This window comes from Vibrio sp. Isolate32 (assembly GCF_022397955.1).
In the GTDB taxonomy this organism is placed as follows: domain Bacteria; phylum Pseudomonadota; class Gammaproteobacteria; order Enterobacterales; family Vibrionaceae; genus Vibrio.
On the sequence record NZ_JAKEUQ010000005.1, the window covers coordinates 182,838 to 195,703 of the forward strand.

Genomic DNA, 12,866 nt, shown 5'->3' on the forward strand with positions numbered 1-12,866 from the left:
TTGTACCAACTAGCCGATCAAACGATCTTCAACTAGCTCGATTTCATTCTTTAATTTTGCAATAAACTTTAGCTTTCTTACTCGGTCTGCAGCTTCTAACCAAGCTTCGCTGTCGAGTTCTTGTTGGATAGCGCTTAATTGTTGTTTATACATTTTGCTAACCTTTCCTTCAAATGCAAACAATGCATCTTCCGGGTCAGAACTGTCGACGATATCTTCAAGCTCTTCACGCAGTTCCATTTGCTCCATAAGGAACATTGGATCTTGCATGGTCTGTTGCTCACCACGGATATCTTCACCATGTTGAACTAACAGGTATTCTGCTCGGCTAATTGGATTCTTCAGCACCTGATACGCGTCGTTAATTTGCGCGGCTTTTTGCACAGCTAGTAGGCGGTCTCGCTCAGAAGCTGTAGCAAAGTTATCAGGGTGGAATTGGCGTTGCAGATCTCTAAACTGAGAAGAAAGAAGGCTACCATCCAGCTGGAACTGAAGTGGTAGCCCAAATAATTCGAAATGATTCATTTAACGGTGGTCCTAAGTTTAGGCTCTTAAATCAGAGCCTAATTTTATTCTTCGCTCACTATAAACGTTTAACGATTCAATCGCTTATACGTTGAAGCTCTCACCACAACCACACTCGCCTTTCGCGTTAGGGTTGTTGAATTCAAAACCTTCGTTTAGGCCTTCTTTTACGTAATCAAGCTCAGTACCGTCTAGGTAAACTAGGCTCTTTGGATCAATGATGACCTTCACACCTGAATGCTCAAACACTTGGTCTTCTTCGTTAAGCTCGTCAACGAACTCTAGTACATATGCCATGCCCGAACAGCCAGTGGTTTTAACCGCTAAGCGTAACCCGATACCTTTACCTCGGTTATCTAGGAAAGCTTGAACTCGACTTGCCGCCGTCTCTGTCATGGTGATGGCCATACTACAACCTTGTGTTTTATATAAATTGAGAACTCAGGGGGAGCACAAAGGATGCTCCCAAATATTACTTATTTTGGAGGATTACTTAAGGAGACGATTAACGCTTCTTTTTGTAATCCGCAACTGCTGCTTTGATTGCATCTTCAGCAAGAATTGAACAGTGAACTTTCACCGGTGGCAACTCAAGCTCTTCTGCGATTTCAGAGTTTTTGATAGCAGCCGCTTCATCAATGCTTTTACCTTTAACCCATTCAGTTACCAGTGAGCTAGAAGCGATTGCGCTACCACAACCGTAAGTTTTGAATTTTGCGTCTTCGATAATACCTTCTGGTGTTACCTTGATTTGCAGTTTCATTACGTCACCACAAGCTGGTGCGCCAACCATGCCGCTACCTACACTTGGGTCCTCTTTATCAAACGAACCTACGTTACGTGGGTTTTCGTAGTGATCAATTACTTTTTCGCTGTATGCCATGATAGTTACCTCGAATCCTCTATATCCGTGAGATTAGTGATGTGCCCACTCAACAGTGTTCAGATCAACCCCTTCTTTATACATATCCCATAGAGGAGACATGTCGCGTAATTTGTTTACCGCTACACGAATTTGTGCAATCGCGTAGTCGATTTCTTCTTCCGTTGTGAAACGGCCGAATGAGAAACGTACTGAGCTGTGTGCCAGTTCATCGTTTAGACCAAGAGCGCGCAGAACGTACGATGGCTCTAGGCTTGCAGATGTACATGCAGAACCCGATGATACTGCTAGGTCTTTTAGAGACATAAGCAGAGACTCACCTTCAACGAAAGCAAAGCTCACGTTTAGGTTGTGTGGTACACGTTGATCTAAGTCACCGTTTACTGTTACCGCTTCTAAATCCTGAACACCTTTCAGTAGGCGCTCACGAAGAGCTAGTGCATGATCGAAATCTTTCTGCATGTCTTGCTTGGCGATAGCACAAGCTTCGCCCATACCCACGATTTGGTGAGTTGCAAGCGTACCAGAACGGAAACCACGCTCGTGACCACCACCGTGCATTTGCGCTTCTAGACGGATACGTGGCTTACGACGAACATAAAGTGCACCGATACCTTTAGGGCCGTAAATTTTGTGAGCTGAAAGTGAGATTAGGTCAACTTTAGTTTCTTTTACGTCTAGTGGGATTTTACCCGCAGACTGAGCTGCATCAACGTGGAAGATGATCTTGCGAGAACGACATAGTTCGCCGATTGCATTGATATCTTGGATAACGCCGATTTCGTTGTTTACGTGCATGATAGAAACAAGAACTGTGTCTTCACGCATTGCAGCTTGTAGCTTGTCTAGATCGATGATGCCGTTTGCTTCTGGCTCTAGGTAAGTTACCTCAAAACCTTCACGCTCTAGTTGGCGACATGGATCAAGAACCGCTTTATGTTCTGTTTTGCACGTGATTACGTGCTTACCTTTCTTCTCGTAAAAGTGCGCTGCACCTTTAATAGCAAGGTTATTTGACTCTGTAGCACCAGAAGTGAAAACAATTTCACGTGGGTCTGCATTTAGTAGGTCAGCAATTTGCTCACGAGCATTGTCTACTGCTTCTTCTGCCTGCCATCCGTAACGGTGTGAACGAGATGCAGGGTTACCGAAGTTACCGTCCATCGTCATGCACTGAACCATTTTTTCAGCAACTCGTGGATCGACTGGGCATGTAGCTGAATAGTCAAAGTAAATAGGCAGTTTCATTTTCTACTCCAATGTAAAAACTGACCGCTATGAGCGGGCATTAACACCGTGAGGTGCTGCACTAATCGTTGTAGTGCTCGTATTTTTATGTGCAAAACTATTATTAACAGCAAGATCAATATCTTGGCGATCGGAAATCTCTAAAACTTCGTTATCTTTCATCAGCTCACCGAGCGTAATATCGTTTAAGAAGCTGCTGATTCGGGAGCTTAAATCACGCCAAAGGGTGTGAGTTAAACAACGACTGCCACCTTGGCAATCTGCTCGACCGTGACACTTAGTCGCATCTACTGATTCGTCAACTGCTGCAATCACAGTTCCGACAGCGATGTCGCCCGCTTCAGCGCCAAGACGGTAACCACCACCTGGGCCACGAACACTAGCAACTAAACCAGCTTTACGTAACTTAGAAAAAAGTTGCTCTAAGTAAGATAACGAGATGCCTTGTCGCTCTGAGATGTCAGCCAGAGGAACTGGGCTTTTTTGCGAATGCAGTGCTACATCTAGCATAGCCGTTACCGCATATCTTCCTTTAGATGTAAGTTTCATATCACACCGTATCCACATTGTTTATGTGGTTGGAATCTTCCCATACCTGACTAAATTGGTCAAGTATTTTACCTGACTATTTTAGTCAGGTATTCATCCTTGCGATGAGTATGGCTTTTACTGGCTGTTTTTGCTCTTCTCGATAGAAGTCAAAATACCACGAAGCGTGTTGATTTCTTGAAGTTCTGGACGCGCACGACTAAACAGGCGACGTAACTTATTCATCACCTGTCCTGGTTTATCCTTAGAGATAAATTGGGTATCGATGATGACTTTTTCAAGGTGTTCATAGAACATTTCTAGTTCATCGTGACGAGGGTACTCATCTAGAGGCTGTGGCTTGTATTGGCTAGCCACCATATCAAGGTGGGCAACACGTACTTCGTAGCTCAGTGTCTGCACAGCCATCGCTAGGTTTAGCGAGCTGTATTCAGGGTTTGCAGGAATACATACGTGGTAGTGACACTTTTGTAGTTCTTCATTCGTCAGGCCTGTGCGCTCACGACCGAATACTAACGCCACTGGGTGCTTTTGACCTTCAACAGCAAACTTTTTACCACACTCACGAGGCTCAAGCATTGGCCACTCAAGGGTACGCGAACGAGCACTTGAACCGACAACCAAACCGCAGTCTCTTACAGCTTCATCCAACGTAGAAACGATCACTGCGTTTTCAGCGATGTCACCAGCGCCTGCAGCCAGTGCTAAGGTCTGCTCGTCAACTTCACACTGAGGGTCTACAAGAACTAACTGACTTAAACCCATCACTTTCATTGCGCGAGCTGCTGATCCGATATTTCCCGAATGAGACGTACCAACCAGAACGACTTTTACATTGTCTAACATGCTATATGACACCACTTTAAAAATAATCGCGAGATATTAACACATCGCAAAGTAAAATGGTCAGACCCTTAGTGTAATGTGAATCTAAGAGTTCAAAAAATAACCACTTCCCTTTTGGTAAAACTTTGGTATACTCGCCGCCGCTTTAAATTGTTCTTTAACATCTTGTGGGAAAAACCATATGCATCCAATGCTAAACATTGCGATACGCGCTGCGCGTAAAGCTGGCAACCATATTGCTAAATCTCTAGAAACAACTGATAAGATCGAAACGTCTCTAAAAGGTAACAACGATTACGTTACTAACATTGCTCAAGAAGCTGAGTACATGATCATTGAGACAATCAAAGCATCTTACCCAGAGCACAGCATTATTTCTGAAGAGAAAGGCCTAATCGAAGGTAAAGACTCTGACGTACAATGGATCGTTGACCCACTAGATGGCACCAACAACTTTGTAAAAGGTTTCCCTCACTTCTCTGTATCTATCGCTGTTCGCATGAACGGTCGTACAGAAGTTGCTTGTGTTTACGACCCAATGCTAAACGAGCTATTCACAGCTCAGCGTGGCGCTGGTGCTCAACTAAACAACGCTCGTATGCGTGTTACTCAACTTAAAGACCTTCAAGGTACTGTTCTAGCAACTGGTTTCCCATTCAAAGCTAAGCAACACTCTGAGTCTTTCATGAAGATCATCTCTGGTCTATTCATCGACTGTTCTGACTTCCGTCGTACTGGTTCTCCAGCACTTGACCTATGTTACCTAGCAGCTGGTCGTGTTGACGGTTACCTAGAACTAGACCTAAAACCTTGGGACCTAGCAGCTGGCGATCTAATCGCTCGTGAAGCTGGTGCAATCCTAACTGACTTCGCTGGCGGTACTGACTACATGAAGTCTGGTAACGTTGTAGCTTCTAGCGCACGTGGTGTTAAAGCTATTCTTAAGCACGTTCGTGAGAACGCAAACGAAGGTATGCTGAAGTAATTCAGGCCTTACGTTGATAGTCTCTATTTAATAGAGCGCTAAAAAATTCAAAGCCTCGCACATGCGGGGCTTTTTTGTATCTGTGGTTCAGGGATGCAGATTCGAGATTCGAGATTCGAGATTCGAGATTCGAGATTCGAGCAGAATAGCGCTCATGACATTAAGTGCAACTCACCTCGAACGTAATTTGTATTGAGTTTTCCTACAAAATGCAGGCATAAAAAAACCGCTAGTTGCCTAGCGGTTTTTCTGGTTTAGCGAAACGTATTAAGCCAAGGCTTATGGCATTTCGTCAAACTCTTCACCTTCTTTTTCCACTTGTGGTGGCATTAGGTGTTCACGCGTAATACCCAACTTCATAGCTAGTGCTGATGCAACGTAGATAGAAGAGTAAGTACCAACCGTAATACCCAGTAGAAGTGCAGTCGCGAAACCGTGAATCATAGCGCCGCCCTGAACAAACAGTGCGATAACTACGAACAAGGTTGTACCAGAAGTGATCAATGTACGGCTCAATGTTTGTGTGATTGAGCTGTTCAGTACTTCAGGTGCTTCGCCTTTACGCATCTTACGGAAGTTCTCACGAATACGGTCAAATACAACAATGGTATCGTTGAGGGAGTAACCAACTACCGTTAGCAAAGCTGCTACGATGGTAAGGTCGACCTCAATTTGCATTAGAGAGAATACGCCCAGCGTGATGATAACGTCGTGCGCCAGTGCAAGTACCGCACCTGCCGCCAAGCGCCATTCGAATCGCACTGATACGTAGATTAAGATACAGATAAGAGAAACCAAGATAGCAAGGCCACCCGCTTCTGTTAGCTCATCACCTACGTTAGGACCAACGAACTCGATACGACGCATTTCAACTTGTTCACCTGTGCCTTTCTCGATAGCAGAAAGGATTTGGTTACCAAGTGTCTCGCCTGCAACGCCGTCACGAGGGCGTAGACGAACCATTACATCACGAGCTGAACCGAAGTTCTGTACCGTTGCATCACCAAAGCCTTCAGCTTCAAGTGCACTACGGATATCAGGAAGGTGTGCTGGTTGCTCAAAACCTACTTCAATCAGAGTACCGCCAGTAAAGTCTAGACCCCAGTTCAACGATTTCGTTGCAAGAGTGAAGATAGCCGTACCAATCATCAAGATAGAAAGAACAAAGGCAACCTTTGACCAACGCATAAAGTCGATCATTTTGTCTGCTTTTAGAATCTGAAACATATTAATTCCTAGCCTTAGATCGACAGTTTCTTAACGCGTTTGCCGCCATACATCAGGTTCACGATACAACGTGTTCCGACAATAGCTGTAAACATAGAAGTCAGGATACCGATAGACAGCGTTACCGCGAAGCCTTTGATCGCACCAGTACCAACTGCAAATAGAATGATTGCCGTTAGAAGCGTGGTGATGTTCGCATCGGCAATTGTGCTGAATGCGTTCGCGTAACCTTGGTGAATCGCTTGTTGTGGACTGCGTCCCTCTCGAAGCTCTTCACGTATACGCTCAAAGATCAGTACGTTGGCATCGACCGCCATACCGACCGTTAATACGATACCGGCAATACCTGGCAGGGTCATGGTTGCACCTGGGATCATCGACATCACACCAATAATCAATACCAAGTTCGCCATTAGCGCAACGTTCGCAATAAGACCAAAGCTACGGTAGTAAAGCAGCGTAAATAGCATTACTGCAGCCATACCCCAAACCATCGCCATGATACCCATATCGATGTTTTGTTGACCCATAGATGGACCAATCGTACGTTCTTCAACAATCGAGATAGGCGCAATCAGAGCACCTGCACGAAGTAGAAGTGCCAAGTTATGAGCTTCAGCAGTAGAGTCAATACCAGTAATACGGAAGTTACGGCCAAGAGCTGATTGAATCGTCGCTTGGTTGATCACTTCTTCATGCTTAGTAAGAATCACTTTGCCTTCAGGAGTCTTACGACCGCTGTCTTTGTACTCTGCAAATACGGTTGCCATTAGCTTACCGATATTTTGACGAGAGAACGCAGACATCTTGCTACCACCTTCACTGTCTAGCGAGATGTTAACTTGAGGACGACCATATTCATCAACACTTGAGCTTGCATCTGTAATGCTAGAACCACCTAGGATAACGCGCTTCTTAAGCACCACTGGGCGACCATCACGGTCTTGCTTGATTTCGCTACCTGCAGGGGCACGACCAGAAGCAGCAGCGGCTAAGTCAGCACTGCTATCAACTTCACGGAATTCAAGCGTTGCTGTCGCACCAAGGATTTCTTTAGCACGCGCAGTGTCTTGAACACCAGGCAATTCCACTACGATACGGCTAGAACCTTGACGTTGAACCAAAGGCTCAGCAACACCAAGTTCATTAACACGGTTACGTAGAATGGTAATGTTTTGCTCAACCGCGTAGTTACGGATTTCTTGAAGGCGAGCCTCTGTAAAGCTTGCAACCAAAGAGAAACGGCCGTTAGATTCAGAATCTACGAACGTCATATCTTGGTGCTTAGATTGCAGTAGCGATTTCGCTTCAGCAAGCTGCTCTTCGTTACGTAGAATCACTTCAACCGCATCTTTGCCCGATGGACGAATAGCACGGTAACGGATTTTCTCTTCACGAAGTTCACTACGGAATGCTTCTTCTTGTTGACCAACCAGCTTTTGCATCGCCGCGTCCATATCCACTTCCATTAAAAAGTGAACACCACCACGTAGATCAAGACCAAGTTTCATTGGTGCAGCACCAATAGATTCAAGCCAATCCGGAGTTGAAGCCGCTAGGTTTAATGCAACGATAACGTCTTCGTCTAATGCTTCAGTGATAACATCACGAGCACTAATTTGAGAGTCTGTATCGTTAAAGCGAACAAGAATGGAACCGTTTTCGAGAGCAACGGATTTAGTTGAAAGGTTTTCTGCTTCAAGAGCATTGGTGACAGCATCCAGCGTAGACATATCTACAGAGGCGCCACGCGCCCCTGTAACTTGAACTGCCGGATCTTCACCGTATATATTTGGAAGTGCGTACAACGCAGCGATGGCAATGGTAAACACCACCATCAGGTACTTCCATAACGGATAACGGTTTAGCACAGCGAGGATCCTCTAGCTGTTTATAGAGATTTCAGAGTACCTTTTGGTAGCACTGCTGTAACGAAGTCTTTCTTGATAACTACTTCGTTGTTTGCATTCAGTTCGATAGCAACGTAGTCGTTGTCTTCTGCAATCTTAGTGATTTTACCGATCAGACCACCGCTAGTAAGAACTTCGTCGCCTTTGCCCATAGAAGCCATTAGGTTCTTGTGCTCTTTAACGCGCTTAGCTTGTGGACGGTAGATCATGAAGTAGAAGATTACAGCGAACATACCTAGCATGATAAGCATTTCGAAACCGCCGCCTGCTGGTGCACCTTCTGCTGCTGCGTGAGCTTGAGAAATAAACATTTAAAACATCCTCTATTTATATTTTCGTAATTGTTTGTCTAATTGGGTTGTATCCCTTTATTTTCAAGCCCCATCCCTCCGAAGAGAGACAGGGCTCGCAAAAAAGAAATACTAAGATTCTTTACCTAGTGGTGGCACTTCACGCCCCATTCTTGCGTAGAACTCTGCAACGAACTCTTCAAAGCGGTCTTCATCGATAGACTGACGAATGTCAGACATTACTCGTTGGTAGAAACGCAAGTTATGAATCGTGTTCAGTCGAGCACCTAGGATTTCGTTACAACGATCCAAATGGTGTAAATACGACTTGCTGTAGTTCTTACAAGTGTAACAGTCACACTCTGAATCTAGTGGTGTTGTATCGGTTTTATGCTTCGCATTACGGATCTTGATCACACCTTCAGTCACAAACAGGTGGCCGTTACGTGCATTTCGCGTTGGCATTACACAGTCAAACATGTCGATACCACGACGAACACCTTCAACTAGGTCTTCCGGTTTGCCTACGCCCATTAGGTAACGCGGCTTATCTTCAGGCAGTTGAGGACAAGTGTGCTCAAGAATGCGGTGCATGTCTTCTTTTGGTTCACCTACTGCTAGACCACCAACCGCGTAACCGTCGAAGCCAATTTCAGTTAGGCCTTTAACAGATACATCACGTAGGTCTTCGTATACACCACCTTGAACGATACCGAATAGTGAGTTCGGGTTTTCAAGTTTGTCGAAGTGGTTACGAGAACGCTCAGCCCAACGAAGAGACATCTCCATTGAGTCTTTTGCTTCCTTGTGTGTCGCAGGGTAAGGCGTACACTCATCGAAGATCATTACGATGTCTGAACCTAGGTCTTTTTGGATTTCCATCGACTTCTCAGCGTCCATGAAGATCTTGTCACCGTTTACAGGGTTACGGAAATGAACGCCCTCTTCAGTGATTTTACGCATCGCACCTAAGCTGAATACTTGGAAGCCACCTGAATCGGTCAGGATAGGACCTTGCCAGTTCATGAAATCGTGCAAGTCACCGTGCATTTTCATGATTTCTTGACCAGGGCGTAGCCATAGGTGGAACGTGTTACCTAGTAAGATTTCAGCACCTGTGTCTTTTACTTCTTCAGGAGTCATACCTTTTACAGTACCGTAAGTACCTACAGGCATGAATGCTGGTGTTTCAACGGTACCGCGTTCAAACTGAAGTTGACCACGACGCGCACCAGCGTTAGTTTTTTTAAGTTCGTATTTTAATTTCACGAAGCCTCCAATATGCCAGAGAAACAATCTGACTGTTAATTCAGAGCTTAAGTTAGCCTTAATACTCTATGAGGAGCGGTCGCGTATTCCTTGCGAGAGATTAGACAGAGACCCTGCCCGACTCCTAGCTTACTGCTAGCACCCGTAAATTCTTATTTATATCGCTTATAACCAGCTTAAATTAGCTGGTTTTCTTGTTGATGAACATCGCGTCACCATAGCTGAAAAAGCGGTATTCGCTCTTCACTGCATGATCGTATGCAGCCATCACATGGTCGTAACCTGCAAACGCACTCACCAACATGATAAGAGTCGATTCAGGTAAGTGGAAGTTAGTGATAAGGCAATCGACCAACTGGTATTCGTAACCAGGGAAAATAAAGATTTCTGTATCACCAAAGAACGGCACTAATTCTGTACCATTTTTCAGAGCGTCTTGTGCTGCACTCTCTAAAGAACGAACCGATGTTGTACCCACTGCGATAATACGTCCGCCACGAGCTTTCGTTGCCGCAACCGCATCCACCACTTCTTGCGGTACTTCAACGTACTCTGCATGCATGTGGTGATCGTTGATGTTGTCTACTTTTACTGGCTGGAATGTGCCCGCGCCAACGTGTAGCGTTACATAAGCGAACTCAACACCTTTAGCTTTCATGTCGGCCATTAGCTTGTCGTCAAAGTGAAGACCCGCTGTTGGCGCAGCTACTGCACCTGGCTTTTCATTATAGACCGTCTGGTAACGCTCTTTATCTGCGTCTTCATCCGGGCGATCAATATAAGGAGGCAGTGGCATGTGACCAACGCTGTTCAGAATCTCTAGAACGCTTTGATCAGATGTAAAATGGATTTCAAATAACGCATCATGACGCGCGACCATTTCTGCTTCGTACTCATCATTCTCACCAAGGAACAGCTTAGTTCCCGGCTTTGGTGACTTAGAACAACGGACATGAGCCAGAATGCTTTTCTCATCCAGCATACGCTCAACCAACACCTCAAGCTTACCGCCTGAAGCTTTGCGACCAAATACACGAGCAGGGATAACGCGCGTGTTATTGAAAACAACCAGATCGCCTGGTTCCACCAAATCTAAAACGTCCTTAAACGAACCATCAGTTAGGTTGCCGTTATTGCCATCTAATTTAAGCAGGCGGCTTGCTGTACGCTCTTCTTGAGGGTAGCGAGCAATGAGTTCATCTGGTAGGTCAAAGTGAAAATCTGAAACTTGCATTTTTCTGGTCTTGTTTGGTTGATGAATGAGTAGACGCGACTAAAAATTTCGCAGTGGGCTAGTATAGGCACACGAGCCGCAATAGCAAGGTTTACAGCAATGGATTATTGTTAGGAGGCGTAAAATTATGCGACTTAATCCGCTCTCCGATAAAATGAAATAGTTGTGTAAAACTCATTCAAAAATGCGCCAGCTCTCAGTTATTTTTTGGATAAAAAACTATAGTGAGAACAACAAATAAATAATAAGGAGGTTCGTATGATCAAGGTTGAAGATATGATGACTCGCAACCCTCATACTTTATTGCGCTCACATTCATTGGCCGATGCTAAGCACACCATGGAAGCGCTTGATATCCGCCATATCCCAGTCGTCGATGCCGATAGAAAACTATTGGGCGTAGTCACCCAACGAGACGTTCTCGCCGCCCAAGAATCTAGCCTACAAAACATTCCGCCAGCTCAATCTTTTACCCTATCAACTCCCCTAAATGACATCATGCACAAAAACGTTATGTCTGTAGAGCCTCGAGCAGGGTTAAAAGAGTCTGCTATTTACATGCAGAAACACAAAGTGGGCTGCTTACCAGTGGTCAGCCACGGCGAACTGGTTGGCATCATCACCGACAGTGATTTCGTTACGATAGCGATCAATTTATTAGAACTACAAGAAGACGCAGAGCCGGAGGAAGTCGATATTTAGGTAGCTTGCTTTACTAGGGCATGTTGATCTTTCGTGAGTATTTTTTTGAACAGCATGGTAAAGGGTTATAATTTGCTTCGCCAAAAGTAAAACCATAACCAATGCCAAGAACGATGCTTGGCTGATATTCGCTGGGAACTGGTACTCTAAGTTATGAAAAGTACAGATCGTATTTACGATAAAACTGAACATCGAATGACATTTGAAGGAATACTTTATCGAATGAGAACAGGTATTCCTTGGCGAGATCTACCCTCTGAGTTCAGAGTACCGTTTACAGAAGATTTAAGTTTTGGTCAAAAAAAAGGTTCATCGCGGCTTTCCGGGGAAAGCCGCTTTTATCTTCAAGAAGAAGTAGTCTGTATCTCGATACCCATATCCCATTCGCTTGATTAGTTTTATCTTGTTGTTTATCCCTTCCAATGTGCAKGTGTTAAGCGGATAACTTGCCGATGCGATAATGCCGTGAAGATAAGGACTCAGTTTTCGTGCGAACTCTTGCAATGGCTTAATTCCACTCTCCTGTACTTGTGCCCACCACACCTCCGTTAAGCGGATAACTTGCCGATGCGATAATGCCGTGAAGATAAGGACTCAGTTTTCGTGCGAACTCTTGCAATGGCTTAATTCCACTCTCCTGTACTTGTGCCCACCACACCTCCCAGAGCCCTTTTGCATGTACTTCTGATTCACAATACCAAAGCTCTTTGAGTTGGGCTCCGAGTATATAAGTGGTCATTAAGTCCTTATTGATATTCAATATTTCTGTAAGATAGCTATCTTGTCGTCTATTTAAGTTACCTCTATTTTTCAACAACACCCAGCGTGAACGCTTCACCCATTGCCTCACTTTTTTATCTTGCTTGAGTTTGTTGGCTTGGTCGACTCTGACTCTATCCATCACCTCACGGCCGAACTTAGCGACAACATGGAACAAGTCGTAAACGATTTTTGCGTTCGGGCAGTGCGCTTGAACTTCAAGATCGAAAGCCGTATTCATGTCCATCGCGACGGCTTCGATATTTATCCCATGCTCACCTAGCTGCTCGAAGAACGGCCGTATGTCTTTGCGGCTACGACCTAATCCTATCCAAATGACTTGGTGAGTCTTTGCGTCAGCGATGACCGTGGCATATCGATGTCCTTTAAAGATCGCGAACTCGTCCATGACGAGTTGCCTTAGCTCTTCCCATTTCAC

At 44.9% G+C, this 12,866-nt stretch carries 15 protein-coding genes and 1 pseudogene; 3 read left to right on the top strand and 13 right to left on the bottom strand.

Features of this window, described 5'->3' with window-relative positions:
- Positions 1 to 9: 9 nt before the first annotated feature.
- The 6 genes from hscB to trmJ form a co-directional block, all read right to left on the bottom strand.
- Positions 10 to 525, bottom strand: coding sequence for a co-chaperone HscB (gene hscB, locus L1D11_RS06045; RefSeq protein WP_239833155.1), 516 nt, complete (start codon positions 523 to 525; stop codon positions 10 to 12).
- A gap of 84 nt (positions 526 to 609) precedes the next feature.
- Positions 610 to 933, bottom strand: coding sequence for an iron-sulfur cluster assembly protein IscA (iscA, locus tag L1D11_RS06050; RefSeq protein ID WP_061033300.1), 324 nt, complete (start codon positions 931 to 933; stop codon positions 610 to 612).
- 97 nt (positions 934 to 1,030) lie between these two features.
- Entirely contained in the window at positions 1,031 to 1,408 is a 378-nt protein-coding gene (iscU, locus tag L1D11_RS06055) for a Fe-S cluster assembly scaffold IscU (RefSeq protein ID WP_004740340.1), read from the bottom strand.
- A gap of 33 nt (positions 1,409 to 1,441) precedes the next feature.
- Entirely contained in the window at positions 1,442 to 2,656 is a 1,215-nt protein-coding gene (locus L1D11_RS06060) for an IscS subfamily cysteine desulfurase (RefSeq protein ID WP_239833156.1), read from the bottom strand.
- A 27-nt stretch (positions 2,657 to 2,683) separates the two neighbouring features.
- Entirely contained in the window at positions 2,684 to 3,205 is a 522-nt protein-coding gene (gene iscR, locus L1D11_RS06065) for a Fe-S cluster assembly transcriptional regulator IscR (RefSeq protein WP_032498688.1), read from the bottom strand.
- 117 nt (positions 3,206 to 3,322) lie between these two features.
- Positions 3,323 to 4,051 (bottom strand): tRNA (cytosine(32)/uridine(32)-2'-O)-methyltransferase TrmJ, encoded by a 729-nt coding sequence (gene trmJ, locus L1D11_RS06070; protein WP_239833157.1) that lies wholly within the window; start codon positions 4,049 to 4,051, stop codon positions 3,323 to 3,325.
- Between the two features lie 181 nt (positions 4,052 to 4,232).
- Between trmJ and suhB the strand changes: the two genes are divergently transcribed.
- On the top strand, positions 4,233 to 5,036 hold the full coding sequence (gene suhB, locus L1D11_RS06075) for an inositol-1-monophosphatase (protein ID WP_128161879.1): 804 nt from the start codon (positions 4,233 to 4,235) through the stop codon (positions 5,034 to 5,036).
- 279 nt (positions 5,037 to 5,315) lie between these two features.
- Here the strand turns inward: suhB and secF are convergent, their stop codons facing one another.
- The 5 genes from secF to queA form a co-directional block, all read right to left on the bottom strand.
- A complete protein-coding gene (gene secF, locus L1D11_RS06080) occupies positions 5,316 to 6,263 on the bottom strand; it encodes a protein translocase subunit SecF (protein ID WP_004740345.1) in 948 nt (315 codons plus the stop codon).
- A 14-nt stretch (positions 6,264 to 6,277) separates the two neighbouring features.
- On the bottom strand, positions 6,278 to 8,134 hold the full coding sequence (gene secD, locus L1D11_RS06085; protein ID WP_345772745.1) for a protein translocase subunit SecD: 1,857 nt from the start codon (positions 8,132 to 8,134) through the stop codon (positions 6,278 to 6,280).
- 20 nt (positions 8,135 to 8,154) lie between these two features.
- The gene (gene yajC / locus L1D11_RS06090; protein ID WP_004740347.1) at positions 8,155 to 8,484 is read right to left on the bottom strand and encodes a preprotein translocase subunit YajC; all 330 of its coding nucleotides are present in this window, start codon (positions 8,482 to 8,484) and stop codon (positions 8,155 to 8,157) included.
- 111 nt (positions 8,485 to 8,595) lie between these two features.
- The gene (gene tgt / locus L1D11_RS06095; RefSeq protein WP_004740348.1) at positions 8,596 to 9,732 is read right to left on the bottom strand and encodes a tRNA guanosine(34) transglycosylase Tgt; all 1,137 of its coding nucleotides are present in this window, start codon (positions 9,730 to 9,732) and stop codon (positions 8,596 to 8,598) included.
- 181 nt (positions 9,733 to 9,913) lie between these two features.
- A complete protein-coding gene (queA, locus tag L1D11_RS06100; RefSeq protein ID WP_004740349.1) occupies positions 9,914 to 10,966 on the bottom strand; it encodes a tRNA preQ1(34) S-adenosylmethionine ribosyltransferase-isomerase QueA in 1,053 nt (350 codons plus the stop codon).
- 258 nt (positions 10,967 to 11,224) lie between these two features.
- Between queA and L1D11_RS06105 the strand changes: the two genes are divergently transcribed.
- Positions 11,225 to 11,668 (top strand): CBS domain-containing protein, encoded by a 444-nt coding sequence (locus L1D11_RS06105; RefSeq protein ID WP_239833158.1) that lies wholly within the window; start codon positions 11,225 to 11,227, stop codon positions 11,666 to 11,668.
- 101 nt (positions 11,669 to 11,769) lie between these two features.
- Positions 11,770 to 11,973 (top strand): annotated as a pseudogene (locus L1D11_RS06110) (transposase); the annotation flags it as partial.
- 4 nt (positions 11,974 to 11,977) lie between these two features.
- Here the strand turns inward: L1D11_RS06110 and L1D11_RS06115 are convergent.
- Together L1D11_RS06115 and L1D11_RS06120 are read right to left on the bottom strand one after the other, a co-directional pair.
- A complete protein-coding gene (locus tag L1D11_RS06115) occupies positions 11,978 to 12,211 on the bottom strand; it encodes a transposase (RefSeq protein WP_239862283.1) in 234 nt (77 codons plus the stop codon).
- On the bottom strand, positions 12,177 to 12,866 hold a 690-nt coding region (locus L1D11_RS06120), incomplete at its 5' end, for an ISL3 family transposase (RefSeq protein WP_239862285.1). The genes L1D11_RS06120 and L1D11_RS06115, both read right to left, overlap by 35 nt.